Raw genomic sequence first — 12365 nt, 5'->3', positions numbered from 1 at the left:
TTAGCCCGTGATGAGCTACTATTGCAACCTTCTTGAAATTCCCCGGATGGTGTTGCATGTCGTCGAAAGAGCCGGATGTATGGTTCCGTTTTGTCAGGGCCCACAGGACGGTCATCCGTGAGATCGAGCGCCGGCTGACCGAGGCGCAACTGCCGCCGTATGCCTGGTACGACGCGCTGTGGGGCTTGGAAAGCGGTCCTGAAGGCACGCGCCGTATGCATGAATTGGCCGATGTGCTGGCCATTGAGCGTTACAACCTCACGCGCCTGGTCGACCGCCTGGAAAAGGACGGCCTGGTGGTGCGTTCACGTTCCGACGGCGATGGCCGCGCAGCATTTGCCTCGATCACCGAGGCCGGCCGTACGCTGCGCAAGAAAATGTGGAAAATCTACGAAAGCACCGTGGATGAGCTGTTTTTGTCGCAAATCGAGCCTGAGCACCGTCAGGCCTTTGCCGATGCACTGCAGCGTACGGCGGGGTTGGCGATGGAGGCGGGCGTGCAAACCCGTAGCCGGCGCAAAACCTAAATGCGGTGAACCGTGACCGTGTCATTTCAGGTCATACCGTTGCAGGGCGTGTTCCACCTTGTGTGTCTCGATGTGCCCTTCATCGGCCAACGCTTTTAATGCCAGCACTGCAATCCAGTAGCGGTTCGGCGCGGCTGCCTGTACCGAGCCTGCGCCCAGCGCCACGAAGCGCGTGTTCACATGCGCGGCCAACTGGTCGACCACCACTTGTGGGTAGCCAGTGACGGCAAGCACCGGTGTCCGACTCCCTGCCAGGCAGTCGCGCAGATGGCTGCTGCGCCTGGGCGCGCAGGGATGCAGGCGGTTCCAGCGCTCGGCGGCCGCCGCCTCGCGGGCCAGTCGGGTATAACTGGGGCAACTCCATACATGCGCCGTGATGCCCCATTGCTGCTCAAGCAATTGCGCGGCGTGCATGACCTCTTCCAGGGCTCGACCGGCACCCAGCAAGCGCACGTTCGCCACGTCGGCAGTTTGCCGCACGGGATACATGCCCTTGATCGCACCTTCGCGGTCCAGCGTCTGCGGTGCGAGGGTGCTGGGCTGATCATGCAGCGCCAGGTAATAAAAGCCCGGCTGGCCATCCACGTACAGCGTACGCAACCCGGCCAGCACGATGGCCTGGGCCTCTTCGCCCGAGGCAGGGTCGTAGGGCGTACAGCGTGGATGGCTGGCCAGCCACAACGGCAGCGACGGTTGCGCGCCCTTCGGCCACGGGGATGGCTGGGTTTCGCTGTCATTGCACAAAATGCCGCGCTGGTCGGTCCGGTGTGACAGTGCACACAGCTGTGCAGACGAGGTGGCGCTGTGCAGGTAGAGCAGCGGCTTTTCCCCGGTATTGCGCGCAAACCAGGTGGGCCAGTTACCCGGGCGCCGACTGCGCGACTGGCCGCGAATCACCCAGGCCTGGCGACTGGATTCCAGCGCGCCGGCCATGCTCAAGACCGTGTACAGCGGTGAGCTGCGCGAGCAGGCGCAGGTGTCCAGTGCGTCGATGCACAGCTGCGCAGCGAGTGCGGTAGAGGCGGGCATGGGGGTGGCTCCTGGCGACAGAGGTGCCTACCCTAATGGAATTGGTCTTGTAATTGCAATTGCAATGATTGCAATAGTGCCTCGATCTTCCGACTAAATCAGTCCGCCGCCGCCGCGTTTAATCTTCACGTGCGGGAACATCATGGCGCAGACATTTTTTCGTCATGACGGCACTTTAGTCTGGTCGTGAAGGTCATTAATTGCGCTGGCATTTTTAACTTAACAAGGAGTCCACCATGGACGATTACCAGGAAGAACTGCTGGAGTACCAGGCATTCGAACTCGACCCGCTGGACCCGGTCGACGATGCCACCGAGCTGTAGGGCCGACTTCAGGCGGAATGCCGCTGACTGCGGCGAAATTCCCCTGGGGTCTGGTTGTTCCAGCGCCTGAAGGCGCGTTGGAAGGCTTGGGCCGAGGCAAACCCGAGCAAGTAGGCGATCTCGCCAAAGGCCAGTTCCGTGTCGCGAATGTAGGTCATGGCCAAGTCGCGGCGGGTATCGTTGAGAATCGCACGAAATTGCGTGCCTTCGTCCGCCAGTTTGCGGCGCAGGGTCCAAGTGGGCAGCTTCAAGCGTGCCGCCACTTCTTCCAGGTCGGGTTCCCGGCCACCATTGAGCATCGGCCCCAGCAGTCGAGTAATGCGCTCGCGCAGGCTGCGGGTGCGGGTCAGTTGCTCCAGTTCCCTTTCACACAGCTGTAACAACAGGTGCCAGGTGCTCGGGCAGTGCTGCGGGTTGCGCAGGGCCAGGGTGGCCTGGGTCAGGCGCAGTTGATTGCTGTCGGCGCCGAACTGCACCGGCGTGTCCCCCAGCACGGCATACAGATGGCTGTATTCGGGGGCCTGGAATTCGATTTCGATGCGTTGAGCCTGCACCGGCTGTTGCGCCAGGCTCGACAGTTGATGCAGCCAGCCGGCGATGATCGAGTCCACCACGAAGCGGTTATAGGCGTTGTAGGGACTGATGGAATAGAACCGCAGCCAGGCGCCTTCGGCGTCTTCATGAAAGCTCGATTGCCCACGGTAGTTGGAGCCATACAGTGGTTCGAAGCGCGTCAGCGTGCGCGCGGCTTCGCGTACCGTCGGTGCCTGGGCGGCGGTGACACCGGCGAGCCCGGCCTGGCTCAGGCGACTGAGCTGACCCATGCGCAGGCCCAGGCCCGGATCGCCGGTCAGTTGGATGGCCGCATGCCCCAGGCGCATATAGCGCGGGATCGACAGGCGCGCGCCCGCTTCGGCCAGGCGTGCCGGGTCCAGGCCGTATTGCAGCAACAGGGGGTGCGGGTCCAGGCCGTGGCTGTGCACGGCATCGGCCAGGGTGTGCACGAAGCCCACTGACAGATCCCCCAGGCGCACCGGCTTCACGCGGTTACAGCCAGATATTGAGCAGGCGCGCGCCACGGGCTTCGCCGTCGGCGAACAGTTGCCCGTTGCGGCTCAGGAAGCTCTGCCCGGCGCTGCCCAGGTCCCAGAACTGGCCACGCAAAAACACGCTCATGCCCGCTGTGGCCTGGCTGATCGGTGGTTGGCTGATCAGGGTCAGGCGGCGCCAGGCTTCGCCCTCGCTGGTTTCCTCGGGCTTGAGGCTGACTTCCGAAGGGGTCGACACGCTCTTGAAGCCGCGCCACGGGCGGTCCCAGGTGTCACGCCCGGTCACATAGGCCGGCACGGCAATCAACTGGGCACCTTGTTCGTTGAGCTTGCGGTAGTTGTCCGGGTACCAGCTGTCGCTGCCGATCAGCACGCCCAGGCGCCCGGCCGGGGTGTCGACCACACTGACGATGTTTTCATCGCCGGGTTCGATAAAGCCGCGCTCGTCGTAGATCGGGTACAGCTGGCGCTGCGGCTGGCCCAGAGGCAAACCATCGGCGGCAAAGACCACACTGACGTTGTACAGCGCACCATGGCCGACCTGCAGTTGCCCCAGGTTCACACTGGGATTGGGCAGGGCGATGGAACCGGCCACCAGGGTCACACCGAATTCCTTGGCCAGGCCGCCAAACAGCACTTGGTAATCGCGCGCCATGCCGGCGGCTTTCATGCGCAGGTACGCATCATCCATGCGGTTGTCGCCGGTGGCGCTGATCCAGGCGCGCAGGAACTGCAACGGATTGCTGATCGACAGCCAGTTCATCGCGTCCTTGAGGTGGGTGGCCTGGTACAGCTCGTTTTTCTCGCCGGCGAGCATCAGCCAGGTGCCGACATGTTCCGGCAGCACGACGACGGTCTTGTCGTTGATCAAACCCTGTTCGCGGGCCTTTTGCAGGTAGGCCGAGAGCTTCAGGTGCAGGCGCTCCAGGCTCTGGTAATCGGCAGGGAACAGCTCCGGCTGGATGCCCAGCAGGTTGCCACGCTCGGCCGGCTGGCCTTCATTGACCGCGAGGGTGATGCGCAGGTCCGACAGGTAATGCGCCACGGGGCGCTCCTGGGTCCAGACCAGATACGCGGCGAGGGCGGCAACCAGGGCCATGGTGACGGTGAATATGAGTAATTTGCGCATGGGGCAACAGACAACAGACCGGGGGCAGGGTTCGCGACTAGGGTAGGGCTCCTGGCCCGGCTTGCCAAGGGTGGCTGTGCATTTGGATCAATAAGTTGTCAGTTTCAGTCATTGAGCGGTAGGTGATCGCCTCTTAGTCTGTGGGACATAAACCGATGGGGTGCCATTCGAGCCCTCCACGTCCCGTGATGATCCGTTGTGGAGCTGTACCATGACCGCTGCTGCCTACCCGCACCTGCTGGCCCCGTTGGACCTGGGTTTTACCACCCTGCGCAACCGTACCCTGATGGGCTCGATGCACACGGGCCTGGAAGAAAAGCCCGGTGGTTTCGAGCGCATGGCGGCGTATTTCGCCGAGCGCGCCCGGGGCGGCGTCGGCCTGATGGTCACCGGCGGCATCGGCCCGAACGATGAGGGCGGCGTGTATGCCGGTGCGGCCAAGCTGACCACAGACGAAGAGGCGCAAAAGCACCGGATCGTCACCCGCGCCGTGCACGACGCCGGTGGCAAGATCTGCATGCAGATCCTGCATGCCGGGCGTTATGCCTACAGCTCCAAGCAGGTAGCGCCGAGTGCGATCCAGGCACCGATCAACCCGTTCAAGCCCCGGGAGCTGGACGAGGAGGGCATCGAGAAGCAGATCCAGGATTTCGTCACCTGCTCGCAGCTGGCCCAGGTCGCCGAGTACGACGGCGTGGAAATCATGGGGTCCGAAGGTTACTTCATCAACCAGTTCCTGGCCGCCCACACCAACCATCGCACCGACCGTTGGGGCGGCAGCTTCGAAAATCGTATGCGCCTGGCGGTGGAAATCGTGCGCCGGGTGCGTGAAGCGGTCGGCCCGAATTTCATCATTATTTTCCGCCTGTCGATGCTCGATCTGGTCGAGGGCGGCAGCATCTGGGAAGAAGTCGTGCAATTGGCCAAGGCCATCGAGCAGGCCGGCGCCACTATTATCAACACCGGTATCGGCTGGCACGAAGCGCGTATCCCGACCATTGCAACCAAGGTGCCGCGCGCCGCGTTCAGCAAGGTCACCGCCAAGTTGCGTGGCGCGGTGCAGATTCCGTTGATTACCACCAACCGCATCAACACGCCGGAAGTCGCCGAGCAGATTCTCGCCGAGGGCGATGCCGACATGGTCTCGATGGCGCGGCCGTTTCTCGCCGACCCGGAGTTCGTCAACAAGGCTGCAGCGGGGCGCGCCGACGAAATCAACACCTGCATCGGTTGCAATCAGGCGTGCCTGGACCACACCTTCGGCGGCAAGCTGACCACCTGCCTGGTCAACCCGCGGGCGTGCTATGAAACCGAACTCAATTACCTGCCCGTGCAGCAGATCAAGAAAATTGCGGTCGTCGGTGCCGGCCCTGCCGGGCTGGCTGCTGCTACCGTGGCTGCCGAGCGCGGGCATCAGGTGACCTTGTTCGATTCGGCCAGCGAAATCGGCGGCCAGTTCAACATCGCCAAACGCATACCGGGCAAGGAAGAATTTTTCGAGACCCTGCGCTACTTCAAGCGCAAATTGCAGACCACTCACGTCGAGCTGTGCCTCAACACCCGTGTCGATGTGGCGCAACTGGTGGCGGGCGGTTATGACGAGGTGATCCTGGCCACCGGTATCGCACCGCGTACGCCGGCGATTGCGGGTGTGGAGAACGCCAAGGTGCTCAATTACCTGGACGTGATCCTGGAGCGCAAGCCGGTTGGCAAGCGCGTGGCGGTGATTGGCGCGGGCGGTATCGGTTTCGACGTGTCGGAATTCCTGGTGCACCAGGGCGTGTCCACCAGCCTGGATCGCGAAGCGTTCTGGAAAGAGTGGGGCATCGACACTCAACTTGAGGCCCGTGGCGGCGTGGCCGGTATCAAGCCCGAGCGCCATGCACCGGCGCGTGAGGTGTTCCTGCTGCAACGCAAGGCGTCCAAGGTCGGCGACGGCCTGGGCAAGACCACCGGCTGGATCCACCGTACCGGCCTGAAAAACAAACAGGTGCAGATGCTTAACGGCGTCGAATACCTGAAGATCGATGATGAAGGCCTGCATATCCGCATCGGCGCCGAGGGCGAGCCGCAGGTGCTGGCGGTGGACAACATCGTCATCTGCGCCGGCCAGGACCCGCTGCGCGAACTGCACGACGGCCTGGTCGCCGCCGGGCAGAACGTGCACCTGATTGGCGGTGCCGATGTGGCGGCCGAGCTGGACGCCAAGCGCGCCATCAACCAGGGTTCGCGCCTGGCCGCCGAGCTGTAAGTCGACGAAAGGGGCGGTGTTAGACTACCGCTCCTTTTCATTCAGAGACTTGCGATGGGTCCTTTCGACTGGCTGCCTCACGCGCCCCTTGAACCTGTGCAGCTCGACTGGCTGAACAGGGTCGAGTTGGCCATGCTGCGCCTGGACCGTATCGACCCGCTGATCAGCGGCAACAAGTGGTTCAAGCTCACCGAACACCTGAATCAAGCCCGCGACGCGGGGGCCAGCGGGGTCATCAGCCTCGGCGGGGCCTACTCCAACCATCTGCACGCCCTGGCGGCGGCGGGCAAGCGCTTTGGCTTTCCCACGGTCGGCCTGTTGCGCGGTCATCCTCAAGACACACCCACCGTGCTCGACCTCAAGGCGTTCGGCATGCACCTGCATTGGCTCGGGTACGGCGGCTATCGCGCACGCCATGAGCCGGGCTTCTGGTTGCCCTGGCGCGAACAGTATCCCCATCTTCATCCGGTGCCCGAAGGCGGCGGCGGGCTGGCGGGTGCGCTGGGCTGCGCGGTGCTGGTCGAGCAGGCGCAGGCGCAGTTGAGTCAGCTCGGCTGGGCGGATTACGACGCTTGGTGGCTGGCAGCCGGTACCGGGACGACACTGGCCGGGTTGGTATTGGCCGAGGCGGGCAGGCGTACGGTCTACGGCGCATTGGCAGTGCCGGACGATCACGGTGTCGCGCAGAACGTAAGTGCCATGGTGCACAACGGTTACGAACTGATCGACGCCAGCCGAGACGGCTTTGCCAAGGTCGATCCGCTGCTGCTCGATTTTATCGAGCGCACCGAACAGGCCAGCGGTGTGCCGCTGGAGCCGCTCTACACCGGCAAGGCGCTGCTGGCGTTGAAGCAACAGATCGAGACCGGACGCTTCGCCCCCGGTAACCGCCTGATCTTCATCCACACCGGCGGCCTGCAAGGCCGCCGAGGTTTCAATGCCTAGAGCAGACCCCCTGTGGGAGGGGGCTTGCCCCCGATGCGGTGTGTCAGCCAGCTCTGTTGTCGCTGACCCACCGCCATCGGGGGCAAGCCCCCTCCCACATTTGGACCGGGATCGACAAAAAACACCGGTCGGCTCCAAGGCCGCCGCGCTTTTGCTTTTGATCTCAGGCGCCCCGTTAAACCACGCTGGCCGAACGCAGGCTTGAATTCGTGGGTAACCCGGCAGGACGCCGGGTTAGCCGCACTGGGCCATGGATGGCCCATTGCGGCGGCCCACGGATTCAAGCCGGAGAGAGGGCACACCGAGCCTAGGCGAGGTGCCGAGTGGTGGGGCAAGAGCGTTTTGCTTACTTTTGCGCTTTTCAAAAGTGAGCCGCTGTAAAAGCGGAACCAGTAGCAGCCGTTACCGCAGAAACGGATATGTACTCAGTCTGATCCAACATCCCGGCCAGCCCCAAGGCCGCCATCGGGCGCAAGTCGAATCGTCGCACCGCCCCTCCCACCCGGCATCATTCGCAACGCCGTATTATCGCGCAGCACATAGTGATGAAAGATCCCCGCCAACGCATGCAGCCCGATCAGCCAGTAACCGATCTGGCCAAACAGCACATGCCAGCCTTCAATCTCCTTGGCCAGCGCCTTGTTTTCAGCGATCAGCGGCGGCAACTCCATCCCGTAGAACATCACCGAATGCCCCTCGGCGCTGACAATCAGCCAGCCGGCAATCGGCATGCCGATCATCAACCCATACAGCGCAACGTGGGTCAGCGTCGCCAACAGGCGCTGCCATGGCGGCGGCGCCGGCACGATCTTCGGCGCCACGCCCAGGCTGCGGGCGAACAGGCGCAGCCACACCAGCACAAACACGGTCAGGCCGAACATAAAGTGCATTTCGACGATCAGCGTGCGCGCACCGCTGCCTTTGGGGAACTGGCCGCGTAACTCAATGCAGGCGTAGACCACCGCCAGGAGCACCACCATCAACCAGTGCAACGCAATCGACATGGTGCTGTAGCGCGTATCGGAATTTTTCCACGGCATCGTTGGGTTCCTCACTTATCAGGGCAACCTTCCGTTCTTTGACGGAGTGGTTCAACTGTATGCCTGTTTGAAGCGCTTTGCCCGTAGTGAATGCCGGTGCATTGACCTTCGTCAGTGGCTTTGCGGCATTTCCCCGCGAGCCAGGCGTGCGTTGATATCGGCGATGACCTGCGGCAGATCGGTAATAGTGTCGATCAGGTAGTGCGGGCGTGAGCCTTCGAACATCGCTTCGATACGCCGGCGCTCGCCGGCCAGTGTGGCGCTGTCCAGCGCCCGGAACTGCTCATAGGTCAGGCCCAGGGCGTTGCCGGAGCAGGTCAGCGCCACGGTCCACATGCCTGCGCGGCGGCCTTCGAGGATACCCGGTACGGTGTCGTCGACTTTCACGCACGCCGCCACATCGTCAATGCCCAGCGCGATCACGTTGGCCAGCGCCTGGGCCGGCCATGGGCGGCCATTGGGCACTTCGTCGGTGGCGACCACATGGTCCGCCACGTAGCCGTTGCTGGCGGCCAGGGCGACGACCTTGTCCATCACCTGTTTGGGATAGCCGGAACAGGAACCGATCTTGATGCCCTGGGCGCGCACGCCGGCAAGGGTGTCGAGGGCGCCGGGGATCAGCGCCGAGTGTTCGGCGATTTTCTCGATCTGCAGCGGCATGAAGCGTTGGTAGATGGCGCTCACGTCTGCATCGGTGGGCGTGCGGCCGAAGGCCTTGCGATAACGCTCGGCGACGCGCGGCTGATCGCAGAGGGTGCGGATATGGTCCCACTTGCCCATGCCCATCGGGCCACGAGCCTCTTCGATGGACACCTGTACGCCGAACTCGGCAAAGGCCTCGACAAAAATCTGCGTCGGCGCAAACGAGCCGAAGTCCACTACGGTGCCGGCCCAGTCGAGAATGACGGCCTGGAGCCTGGTGGGGTTTTGGTAGTTCATGGTTCAGATCCTGTGGGGTAATGGGGACAATCAGAGGTCCAGCACGTGCATTTCTTGCAGCACCTCGGCGATGGCCTTGACCGCCGCGCGCATGCCGGCCGCGTCGACATGGCCGATGCAGCCCACGCGAAAGGTCTCCACCTGGGTCAATTTGCCCGGATAGAGGATGAAACCCTTGGCCTTGACCCGTTCGTAGAAGTCCGCGAACTGGTAGCGCGGGTGTTGCGGGGCGTGGAAGGTGACGATGATCGGCGCCTGGATCGCCGCCGGCAGGAAGCTGCGCAGGCGCAGTGCGGCCATGCCGTCCAGGAGCGCGCGGCAGTTATCGGCGTAGCGTTGATGGCGGGCGGGCAGGCCGCCTTCTTCATGGTATTGCACAAGCGCTTCGTGCAGCGCGGCGACCACATGGGTGGGCGGGGTGAAGCGCCACTGGCCGGTGCGGGCCATGTAGCTGTGCTGGTCGAACAGGTCCATCGCCAGGGAATGAGAGTTGCCTGCGGCCGCAGCCAGCGCGGTCTTTTCGGCGAAGACAAAGCCCATGCCCGGCACGCCTTCCAGGCATTTGCCGGACGCGGCGATCAGCGCGTCGAAGGGCACTTCACGCGCATCGATCGGCAGTGCGCCGAAAGAACTCATGGCGTCGATGATCAGGCGCTTGCCGTGACGCTTGACCACTTCGGCGATCTGCGCCAGCGGGTTGAGGATGCCGGTGCTGGTTTCGCAGTGGATCAGCGCGACATGGCTGATCGCGGCGTCGGCGTGCAGCAGGCGGTCCACCTCGGCGGCGGTGGTGGGTTGGTCTTCGGGCGTTTCGAAGGTGCTGTACGCGCGGCCGAGCACGTCACAGATCTTCGCCAGGCGTTTGCCGTAGGCGCCGTTGATCAGCACCAGCACCTTGCCGTTACGCGGCACGAGGGTGCCGATGGCGGCTTCGACGGCGAAGGTGCCGCTGCCCTGCAACGGCACGCAATAGTGGCTGTCGGCGCCATGGATGATCGCCAGCAAATGCTCGCACACGCTGGCGGTGAGTTGGTTGAAACGCTCATCCCATGAACCCCAGTCCACCATCATCGCCTGGCGCGTGCGGTTGGAAGTGGTCAGGGGGCCGGGGGTCAGCAGGAGCGGCGCGGCAGGGGTCATCTCGGGTCCTCGTAAAACAACGGGTCGACTCTACGGCGCCTAAATTGCAGTTTGGCTTGTTATCAATCAAATTGTTTGTTGTTATTCGAGCTATCAGTGAGGCCGATAACCATGAACCTGTTCCAACTGCGCGCATTCGATGCGGTGGCCCGCGAGGGCAGTTTTACCCGTGCGGCCGCCCGGCTGTTCATCAGCCAGCCGGCGGTGACCGGGCACATCAAGGCGCTGGAGGAGCACTACCAGATCCCGTTGCTGCGCCGCACTGCGCGGCGGGTCGAGTTGACCGAGGAGGGCGCACGCCTGGCGGCGATCACCCGGGTGATCTTCGGCCTGGTGGATGAGGCGCAGGCGATGCTCGAAGCCAACCGCCAATTGCTCACCGGGCGCCTGGAAGTGGCGGCGGACGGCCCGCATCTGGTGATGCCGATGATCGCCCGGCTGCGCGTGCTTTATCCGGGCGTCACGGTGAATCTGCGCCTGGGCAATGCCCAGGAAACCCTGGCGGCGTTGTTGTCCGAGCATGCCGATGTGGCGGTGCTGACCGAAGTGGAGCCGCGCAATGGCCTGCACCTGCATCCCTTGGACGAGTCGCGTATTTGCGCGCTGGTGCCGGCCGTGCATCCGTGGGCGGGGCAGGCCGAGGGCATTGCACTGTCGGCGTTGAACGAAGAGATCATGGTGTTGCGCGAGCCCGGTTCCATTACCCGGCGTACCTTTGATGAGGCGTGTCTGGCTGCCGGTGTGCGGCCCAGGGTGCTGCTGGAACTGGACAGCCGGGAGGCGGTGACGGAGGCCGTTGCGGCCGAGCTGGGCCTGGGGGTGGTGTCGTCGATGGAGGTCAGCCGCGACCCACGTGTCAGCGCCGTGCCGATTCGCGGCGACGGCCTGCAGAACCGGCATCTGCTTGGCTGCCTGGAGCGGCGCCGGTCGTTGCGCTTGATCCAGGCCTTTTTCGAGTTGGCGCCCTGAGGGTTTTTTGGTGGAACGATGCGTTGCTGCGCTATAAACTCTGCCCCCAAAGCGCCGGCCAGTAGACGTTTCGGCGCCATGGAAAGTAGAGAGTGAGTCATGGGCGCACAGTGGAAAGTCAAACATAAAGAAGCGGCAGCCAATGCCAAGGGCAAGATTTTCGGCAAGCTGGTGAAAGAAATCACCATCGCCGCCCGCAACGGTGCGGACACCTCGACCAACGCTCACCTGCGTCTGGTGGTGGAGCAGGCCAAGAAGGCCTCGATGCCCAAGGAAACCCTGGACCGCGCGATTAAGAAGGGCGCCGGTCTGCTCGGTGAAACCGTGCAGTACCACCGTGTCACCTACGAAGGTTTCGCCCCGCACCAGGTGCCATTGATCGTCGAGTGCGTCACCGACAACATCAACCGCACCGTGGCGGAAATCCGCGTGGCGTTCCGCAAGGGCCAATTGGGGGCTTCCGGCTCGGTGGCCTGGGACTTCAACCACGTCGGGCTGATCGAAGCGTCGCCGGACACCCCGGACGCTGATCCGGAAATGGCCGCCATCGAAGCCGGTGCCCAGGACTTTGAAGACGGCGAGGAAGCAGGCACCACTTTGTTCATCACCGAAACCACCGACTTGGACGCTGTGCAGAAAGCCTTGCCGGAGCAGGGCTTTACCGTGCTGTCGGCCAAGCTGGGCTATCTTTCGAAGAACCCGGTCAGTGGGTTGACCGATGAGCAGATGGCCGAGGTCGAGGCGTTCCTGGAAGGCCTGGATAACCATGATGATGTGCAGGATATGTTTGTCGGGCTGGCTGGCTGATTTTTATTTGGGTGCATGCAGTCAAAATGTGGGAGGGGCGGTGCGACGATTCGACTTGCGCCCGATGGCGGCCTCTGGGCCGACCAGGATGTTGGATTGGACCGGGTACATATCCATTATTTGGGTAACGGCTGCTTAGGGTTCCGCCCTGACGGCGGCTCACTTTTGAAAAGCGCAAAAGTAAGCAAAACGCTCTTGCCCCACCACTCGGCACCTC

At 63.3% G+C, this 12365-nt stretch carries 11 protein-coding genes; 5 read left to right on the top strand and 6 right to left on the bottom strand.

All coding sequences use genetic code 11. The annotated features are described in order from the left end of the window. Positions 1–56 precede the first annotated feature (56 nt). The gene (locus BFP93_RS06825) at positions 57–527 is read left to right on the top strand and encodes a MarR family winged helix-turn-helix transcriptional regulator (RefSeq protein WP_065884864.1); all 471 of its coding nucleotides are present in this window, start codon (positions 57–59) and stop codon (positions 525–527) included. Between the two features lie 21 nt (positions 528–548). Here the strand turns inward: BFP93_RS06825 and BFP93_RS06820 are convergent, their stop codons facing one another. The 3 genes from BFP93_RS06820 to BFP93_RS06810 form a co-directional block, all read right to left on the bottom strand. Continuing rightward, positions 549–1556: a transketolase-like TK C-terminal-containing protein gene (locus tag BFP93_RS06820; protein WP_065892540.1), complete on the bottom strand. Its 1008-nt coding sequence runs from the start codon at positions 1554–1556 to the stop codon at positions 549–551. Positions 1557–1887: 331 nt separating this feature from the next. Next, positions 1888–2922, bottom strand: a complete 1035-nt coding sequence (locus tag BFP93_RS06815; RefSeq protein ID WP_065892539.1) for an AraC family transcriptional regulator — start codon at positions 2920–2922, stop codon at positions 1888–1890. Positions 2923–2926: 4 nt separating this feature from the next. Continuing rightward, positions 2927–4057: a carbon-nitrogen hydrolase family protein gene (locus BFP93_RS06810; RefSeq protein WP_065892538.1), complete on the bottom strand. Its 1131-nt coding sequence runs from the start codon at positions 4055–4057 to the stop codon at positions 2927–2929. 211 nt (positions 4058–4268) lie between these two features. On the opposite strand from BFP93_RS06810, the gene BFP93_RS06805 reads away from it, so the two are divergent. Continuing rightward, entirely contained in the window at positions 4269–6308 is a 2040-nt protein-coding gene (locus BFP93_RS06805) for an NADPH-dependent 2,4-dienoyl-CoA reductase (RefSeq protein WP_065892537.1), read from the top strand. Positions 6309–6362: 54 nt separating this feature from the next. Next, positions 6363–7253, top strand: coding sequence for a 1-aminocyclopropane-1-carboxylate deaminase/D-cysteine desulfhydrase (locus BFP93_RS06800; RefSeq protein WP_065892536.1), 891 nt, complete (start codon positions 6363–6365; stop codon positions 7251–7253). Positions 7254–7678: 425 nt separating this feature from the next. Here the strand turns inward: BFP93_RS06800 and BFP93_RS06795 are convergent, their stop codons facing one another. The 3 genes from BFP93_RS06795 to BFP93_RS06785 form a co-directional block, all read right to left on the bottom strand. Then, the gene (locus BFP93_RS06795) at positions 7679–8293 is read right to left on the bottom strand and encodes a cytochrome b (protein WP_237140363.1); all 615 of its coding nucleotides are present in this window, start codon (positions 8291–8293) and stop codon (positions 7679–7681) included. Positions 8294–8404: 111 nt separating this feature from the next. Further along, positions 8405–9232, bottom strand: a complete 828-nt coding sequence (gene phnX, locus BFP93_RS06790; protein ID WP_065892535.1) for a phosphonoacetaldehyde hydrolase — start codon at positions 9230–9232, stop codon at positions 8405–8407. Between the two features lie 30 nt (positions 9233–9262). Further along, a complete protein-coding gene (locus tag BFP93_RS06785) occupies positions 9263–10372 on the bottom strand; it encodes a 2-aminoethylphosphonate--pyruvate transaminase (protein ID WP_065892534.1) in 1110 nt (369 codons plus the stop codon). 111 nt (positions 10373–10483) lie between these two features. On the opposite strand from BFP93_RS06785, the gene BFP93_RS06780 reads away from it, so the two are divergent. Both BFP93_RS06780 and BFP93_RS06775 read left to right on the top strand, forming a co-directional pair. After that, entirely contained in the window at positions 10484–11341 is an 858-nt protein-coding gene (locus tag BFP93_RS06780; protein ID WP_065892533.1) for a LysR substrate-binding domain-containing protein, read from the top strand. Between the two features lie 99 nt (positions 11342–11440). Continuing rightward, positions 11441–12148: a YebC/PmpR family DNA-binding transcriptional regulator gene (locus BFP93_RS06775; protein WP_065884874.1), complete on the top strand. Its 708-nt coding sequence runs from the start codon at positions 11441–11443 to the stop codon at positions 12146–12148. The last annotated feature ends 217 nt before the right edge of the window (positions 12149–12365 follow it).

It is taken from the genome of Pseudomonas sp. 44 R 15 (assembly GCF_900004965.1).
Taxonomy (GTDB): domain Bacteria; phylum Pseudomonadota; class Gammaproteobacteria; order Pseudomonadales; family Pseudomonadaceae; genus Aquipseudomonas; species Aquipseudomonas orientalis_A.
This window is presented reverse-complemented; position numbering and strand designations above follow the sequence as displayed.